The organism is Priestia sp. P5_B4 (genome assembly GCF_056400385.1).
On record NZ_JBFULJ010000141.1, the window covers coordinates 1 to 7322 of the forward strand.

General features: G+C 39.0%; 6 protein-coding genes. All 6 read right to left on the reverse strand.

The genetic code is table 11. The annotated features are described in order from the left end of the window. Window positions 1–155 precede the first annotated feature (155 nt). Window positions 156–812, reverse strand: a complete 657-nt coding sequence (locus tag AC1DRF_RS12940; protein ID WP_208757603.1) for an HAD family hydrolase — start codon at window positions 810–812, stop codon at window positions 156–158. Between the two features lie 116 nt (window positions 813–928). Then, a complete protein-coding gene (locus tag AC1DRF_RS12945; protein WP_097824248.1) occupies window positions 929–2308 on the reverse strand; it encodes an APC family permease in 1380 nt (459 codons plus the stop codon). 299 nt (window positions 2309–2607) lie between these two features. Continuing rightward, complete coding sequence (speB, locus tag AC1DRF_RS12950; RefSeq protein WP_427075648.1) at window positions 2608–3564, reverse strand: agmatinase; 957 nt, start codon at window positions 3562–3564, stop codon at window positions 2608–2610. Window positions 3565–3686: 122 nt separating this feature from the next. Further along, window positions 3687–5063, reverse strand: coding sequence for a putrescine aminotransferase (locus AC1DRF_RS12955; RefSeq protein WP_013055571.1), 1377 nt, complete (start codon window positions 5061–5063; stop codon window positions 3687–3689). A gap of 25 nt (window positions 5064–5088) precedes the next feature. After that, on the reverse strand, window positions 5089–6576 hold the full coding sequence (locus AC1DRF_RS12960) for an aldehyde dehydrogenase family protein (protein ID WP_053486867.1): 1488 nt from the start codon (window positions 6574–6576) through the stop codon (window positions 5089–5091). Window positions 6577–6711: 135 nt separating this feature from the next. Continuing rightward, complete coding sequence (locus AC1DRF_RS12965) at window positions 6712–7299, reverse strand: TetR/AcrR family transcriptional regulator (RefSeq protein WP_029324845.1); 588 nt, start codon at window positions 7297–7299, stop codon at window positions 6712–6714. Window positions 7300–7322: the final 23 nt, after the last annotated feature.

Here is a 7322-nt window from a genome sequence, read left to right on the forward strand (position 1 = left end):
GTATCTTTATGTAGATAATCGACTCTTGAAACTGATAATCGTTATCATTATATCAGTTTTATCTATTTAAACAAGCTGATTCGTTATTTTTTAATTAAAAAAATTATATCTATTCTATAAAAAAAGAAAGGACGCAGCAGGAGCGTCCTTTCTTTTTAATCTTCAATACAAAGATACTGAATCACTTCTTTTAAACTTTTCTCTTTCATCGATTCGATGTGTAAGTGATATCTTTCGAACGACAGATGTTTAGTTAACGGATTTGGTACAATCACACAGCGCAAGCCTGCTGCCATAGCAGCTTTTGCTCCATTAGAAGAATCTTCAAATGCCAAAGCTTCAGAGGGCTCTACTCCTAGCTTTTCAATTACATTTCGGTAAAGAGCCGGATCTGGCTTCACTTTTTCTACATCATCGCGCGTTTGAATTACTTCAAAATAGTGCAGCAAATCTAGCTCTTTTAAAAAAGCTGTTACCCAGTCGCGATATGAGCTGCTTGCTAAACCAATTTTCAATCCAAGTTCTTTTGCTTCTGCCAAGTACTCCGCTACACCTTCTCGGGCTACTAATGATTTCATTTTTTCTTGATGACGTCTTAACGATTCTTGAGCTAGTTCCTCTTTTGTGAACTCATTGTTAAACTGCTGAAGCAAGTAATCGTAAAGTGCCGTAGCATCCGTTCCCACATAAGAAGCAAACGTTGCAATCGGTAGATCTACTCCCCTGTCTTCTAACATTTCTCGGTATACCTCATACCACACTGATTCTGTATCAATAATTAATCCATCAAAATCAAACACAACTGCTTTAATCATAATTTACCTACCTTTTTCTATCTTATCGTTCTTACATAGTAACACGTTCAAAATGCGTAATCCATAAATGTGGCTTCCTTAATAAGATAGGCTTAAACAGGTAGTTTCTATCCTTACTTTTCTCCGACTTTCATCAAAGGTGACATTTCTTCTGTTTCCTTAAACTCAATGGAAGACAGCTGCCTTCTAAAACCTTTCGTTGCATACGCTAAATAAACCAAACCAGCAATCCCCCAGCCAATACCAAGTAAAAAGGAGTTGCGCTCCAAGTTAAGCCATAAAACGCCAATCGCTGCTGCTCCTAATAGTGGCATAACAATGTATGACCAAAATCCCTTAGCCGACCGGTGCTGCTTTTGATGAACAGCATAGTGCGCAATAACCGAAATATTRACAAAAGAAAACGCAATGAGTGCTCCAAAGTTAATAAATGACGTAGCTGTTGCCAGACTGAAGAAAATGGCACTTGCTGATACAACTCCGACTAATACAATATTTCTCGAAGGGGTGCGCAGCTTAGGATGAACATAACCAAAAAATGACTGAGGTAAAATTCGATCGCGTCCCATTACGTATAATAAACGCGAAACGCTTGCATGCGATGACATGCCTGATGATAATGTTCCTGCAATTCCTCCAGCTAAAAAGACAATTTGAAACAGCGTACCGCTCACATACATAGCAATTTCAGGAGCCGCAGCGTCTGGATGCTTGAATCCTTCTAACGTTGGAAAAACCGCTTGAATAAAATAAGATGTCACGGTAAACATGACTCCTCCGATTAACGCAACTAAAAAAATAGCTTGCGGAATCGTTTTTTTAGGATTAGGCGTTTCTTCTGATAACATAGCCACTGCATCAAATCCTAAATAGGAAAAACACATAAGTGTGGCTCCCGCTATTAGCCCTGATGACGTCATGTTCTGATTAAAGAAAGGCTTCATAGAAAAAAGAGTACCTTCCCCCATTCCTCCTAGCAAGGCTTTGATTGAAACAGCAACAAACAATACTAAAATCGTCATTTGAAATATAACAAGAAACGTATTGAAATTGGCGGTGAAATTAACGCTTCGTAAATTTAGCAGCGTAACGATAATGACGAAGCTGACAACCCAAACCCACGATGGTACCGAAGGAAAAATAGATGATAAATAAATTTGAAAAATAAGTGCGTTAACCATCGGTAAAAAGAGATAATCCATTAGTGCAGACCAGCCAACTAAGAATCCTAAATGTGGATTGATTGTCTTTTGCGTATATGTATAAGCTGACCCTGCATTTGGAAACACTTGAATCATCTTTTTATAGCTTACTGCCGTGAGAAGCATCCCGACAAGGGCTATGATATAAGACGTAGGAACGTGTCCATTCGTCATATCAGACGCAATCCCAAACGTATCAAACACTACCATCGGAGTCATATATCCGATCCCCATTAATACAATCTGCCATAATTTCAACGACCTTTTTAATGTTACTGTTTCATGTTTCATTTATCTTCCCCCTTCTATTTATTAAGAACATTCTGACAATTAAATCCATAAATGCCTGTATTTAATTTCTTTATATAAAAATGAATGACTTTCATTCATTTTTATATAAAGAGTAGTTACATTTACTATAGCAAATATATAATTTATTTCTTTAAGTTGGTAAGGGTTGCTAACAACCTATCTTTTTCTTTTATCATATTATGAAAGCGCTTTATTTTAAATAGCTATATGTTCCTAATCTCCTGCTATATCAACGCAGAAATACCCTCTGAATAAGAGGGATTTCTGCTTACAAGCCGTTATTCAATCATCGTATCCAATGACTCTCTTTTCGTTTTCACTGCAACTAAACTAGCAAAATCATGAATGATTGTAGCTGCAAGCAACGAGGTTATCTGAGTTGGATCATAAGAAGGCAGCACTTCCACCAGGTCAAATCCAACATAGTTAAATTCCGCCAGAGAACGGATCATTTTCAGCGTTTCTCTGCTGCTGAATCCGCCTACTTCAAGCGTTCCTGTTCCTGGTGCACAAGAAGGATCAACAAAATCAATATCAAACGTTAAAAAGCACGGAGTATCTCCAATCGCTGTCTTCATTTGCTCTAAAATCACTGAAAATCCTTGATGTTCAAGCTCCCCGGCCGTTACTACATGATAACCGAGGCCTTTGCTTTCTTGAACATCTCCCGGATGATTTAATGTTCCTCTGATACCAATTTGAAAGACCTTCTTTGGATCTACTAGCCCTTCTTCATATGCGCGTATAAAAGGAGATCCGTGCCAATATTTTTCATCGTAATACGTATCCCACGTGTCTGTATGAGAATCAAAATGAATCATAGCTACTGGACCATATCTTTTAGCAGCAGCACGAAGGCTTGCCAAGGTAATCGAATGATCTCCTCCAATTCCAATTGGAACAATTCCTCTATCCATAAGAGTGCCTACCGCTTCTTCCATTAATTCATAGCTTCTGTGAATATTATGCGGAATCACGGGCACATCACCAATATCGATAGCATTTGTATCATCGAATGGATATACGTCGTGTACCGGATGATAAGGAAACAGCGTCATGGAAGCTTGCCGAATTGCCTGAGGTGCAAAGCGCGCACCTACTCTGAAAGATGCTGCCGTATCAAACGGCATCCCTACTAGCCCTACTTTTGCATTTTCTCTTTCCGCTGGCAGCCTCATAAATGAGCCCGTTGTACAAAATTCTGGTTTGACATCTGGGGACAATGGATATTTCATAATTTACTCCTCCGTTTCAATGATTTCAGTTAGTCGCTAGGCATTTCCACTACTAAAATCATTGAAAGCAATACGGGAATAAGAAACGTTTGCCGACTCATATTCGTTGCTCCTTGTTACATTTATTGGTGGTTCAGCTCATTTAATACTTTTTCAAATGTAGAAATGACTTGATCTACTTCTTCCGCTGAAATAGTCAACGGCGGCTCAATACGAATTGTTTTAGAGTTTACAAGCGTCCCGGCTACTAGAATCCCTTCATCAAACATACCTTTAGAAAGCGCGTAGCCAATTTCATCTTGGTGAAACTCAATTCCAATCATTAAACCTTGCCCTCTGATTTCAAGTACTTTATCTCCATGTTTTTCAGCGGCTTTCTTTAAACCAGCAAGGAAATATTCTCCCAGCTCTTTTGCACGGTTTGGCAGCTGTTCTTCAATCAACACGTTAATGGTTGCAATAGCGGCTGCGCAGGCAAGCGGGTTGCCTCCAAACGTTGTTGTGTGCATAAAAGGATTATCAAAGAAGCTTGAAAACACTTTTTCTTTTGCTACGACTGCCCCAGCAGGCATAACTCCTCCTCCAAACGCTTTAGCAAGACATAAAATATCGGGTACAACATCATATAGTTCTGATGCAAACATTTCACCGGTACGTCCCATACCTGTTTGAACTTCATCAAAAATTAAGATAGCGTCGTACTCATCACATAGTGCACGCACTTCTTTTAAATAATTTTCAGGAGGAAGAATAATGCCACCTTCTCCTTGAATCGGTTCTAATAAAACAGCTGCCACATCTTCCCCTACAAGCGCGCACGTTTCAAATGTTTTACGCATCATGTCAATATCACCAAACGGCACGTGACGGAAACCTGGAATTAACGGCAGAAATGGTTTACGGAACATTCCTTTTGCCGTACCTGATAAAGAACCTAGACTTTTTCCGTGAAAAGAACGTGTTGTGGAAATAAACGTTGTTCGATCACTATACATTTTCGCTAATTTTAAAGCGGCTTCTACACTTTCTGTTCCGCTGTTTGTGAAAAAGGAATACTTCAAATCACCCGGTGTAATATCTGCTAAAATTTTCGCAAGCATCGCACGAAGTGGATCTAATAAGTCTTGGCTATGGAGCGCTTGACGCTGAAGCTGATCTTGAACAGCTTTGACTACTTTAGGATGGCGGTGCCCCACGTTATAAATTCCAAATCCGCCCAAACAATCAATGTATTTTTTACCGTTTACATCCGTAAAACAAGAGCCTTCATCTGACCATTCAACAGCTGCAAACTGCGTATCCACCGTTACTGTTTTGCGATATTCTAAAAAGCCTGGGTTGACATGCTCACGAAATCCGTCTACTGTTTCTTTCGTAATCCACTGTGCTTCTTCAGCTGACACTTGGCTTTTTTCAATAAGCCCCAATACTTTGTTGATATATTCGTTTACTTCACCATATGCTTTGTTTACCTCTTGATTTTTCGTCACTGTATTCATTTTTATATCGCTCCTTCTCTACTTTTTAATTTTTAAACCAGCCGATTGGCTCTACTTGTAAATTAATATTAATTTGTTTTACTTCTTGAAATTCTTCCAATCCAAACGTGCCCAGTCCTCGACCAATTCCGCTCTGCTTATATCCGCCCCAAGGCGCTTCGTTAAATGTAAAATGATATGCGTTTACCCAAGTGATGCCCGCACGCAGCTTTTTAATCACCCGAAGAGCTTTTGCGCCGTCGTTTGTAAACACACTGCCTGCCAAACCATATTCCGTATCATTTGCAAGCTTAATAGCTTCTTTTTCGTCTTTAAACGTTTGAATAACGACAACGGGTCCAAAGATTTCATCTTGCACAATTTTCATATTTGACGTAACGTTACTAAAAACCGTAGGTTCTACAAAGAATCCTTTTTCCAATCCACTGCTAGTGATTCGATTGCCTCCGCATACAAGGCGGGCGCCTTCTTGCTTTCCAATTTCGATGTACTTTAATACTTTTTTCATATGTTCTTCACTTACAAGAGGGCCCATTTCAATCTCTTGATCCATTCCATTTCCTACTTTAATTTTTTGAGCACGCTCTGCAAAACGTTCGATAAATCTCTCAGCGATGCTTTCTTCTACTAAAATACGAGAACCTGCAGCGCAAATTTGGCCGCTCCCTGCAAAAATTCCAAATAAGGCATAATCTACAGCTGTTTCAAAATCAGCGTCAGCAAATATAATGTTCGGTGACTTTCCTCCAAGTTCTAAAGAGACTTTCGTTACATTCTCTGCTGCTTGACGCATAATGTGTTTTCCAGTTACCGTTCCTCCTGTAAAGGAAATCTTATCAACACGCTTATCTTGAATAAGCGTATTTCCCACAGTATCTCCGGCTCCCATAACAAGGTTTGCTACTCCTTTTGGCAATCCTACGCTTTCTAAAATCTCAAAAAGTTTTGTAGGAGTAACCGGTGTCACTTCAGAAGGTTTAAATACAATCGTATTTCCTGCAGCTAAAGCAGGTGCAATTTTCCACACGCTCATCAACAGCGGATAATTCCAAGGTACAATCAGTCCGCACACCCCAATTGGTTCTTTTATAACCATTGCTTGCATAGGTGCCGGAACACTGTACGTTTGACCGTCTGGCTTTGTAATTAATCCAGCGTAATACCTAAAACAAGCAGCTGCATCTTCCACATCAGCCTCAGCTTCGCGATAGGGCTTTCCGTTATCCATTGTTTCTAGCGCTGCTAATTCTTCTTTCGCTTCTTCAAGCTTATCGGCAATTTTAAATAAGATAGCTGCTCTTTCAGATGCAGAAGTCTCAGACCAAATTCCGCTGTCAAAGGCTTCTCGTGCTGCTCCAATCGCTGTTTTCATATCTTCTATGCTGCCTTCTGCAGCATATCCAATCACTTCACCTGTAGCTGGATTAACAGTAGGACGCTGCTTCTCTGCTTTTTTCCACTCTCCGTTTATGTACATATTCAAAGTTAACGTTTTAACGGCTGTACGATCCATAAGATACCTCCTTATTAAATAACGACTGATTGTCAGTCATTTTAAACTTTTAAAAACTTATAATTCTGATAATTGATTATATATTTTGAATGAATGTCAGTCATTTTGATAGGTGTAATACCAGCAGCGCTAATATTACACGGATGGCACAAGAGAACGCTTTAAGAATTGAAAAAGTTCTTCCTTCGATTGCTCAAGTGTGACATCTTGCTCTCGCCCGATATAAAAAAGTTCAGCAGCATTTTCAATCAAATTGATCATCGTTTTAGCTGTCCATTTAACGTTAAGCTGCTTGATGACTTCTTCTTTTTTTACAGCCTCATTTAATACCTCTTCAAACCAGTTGTAATAAGGTAAATAAATAGCTTCCCATGTTTCTAATGAATAGTCAAAAGCAAGCCCCGAATAGCATAAAACAAGAACATCTCTATATTCATCTGTTGTTTTATACGTTTCGTCAATCATTACCTCTAATGTACTTAAAAAATTTGTTGCTGCTTTAGCTCTTTCTTTAATTTTTTCAAGCGACAAAGAAAGTAAGTTTTCTGCAATAGCAGGAACAAGGGCATTTTTGGATCTAAAATAAAGATAAAAAGTTCCTTGAGCTACGCCTGCACGCTTTACAATGTCTGAAATTGACGTTTTATCAAGCCCCTTTTCAGATATAACTTCAATCGCTGCCTGTAAGATTTTATCGTATTTTTCACTTGTGCTTGTAACCAACTCTTTCCCTCCACCTATAAAAT

Coding starts and splice junctions, on each gene's coding strand:
- speB (WP_427075648.1), bottom strand. CDS start 3,564: ATGAAATATCCATTGTCCCCAGATGTCAAACCAGAATTTTGTACAACG.
- AC1DRF_RS12955 (WP_013055571.1), bottom strand. CDS start 5,063: ATGAATACAGTGACGAAAAATCAAGAGGTAAACAAAGCATATGGTGAA.
- AC1DRF_RS12960 (WP_053486867.1), bottom strand. CDS start 6,576: ATGGATCGTACAGCCGTTAAAACGTTAACTTTGAATATGTACATAAAC.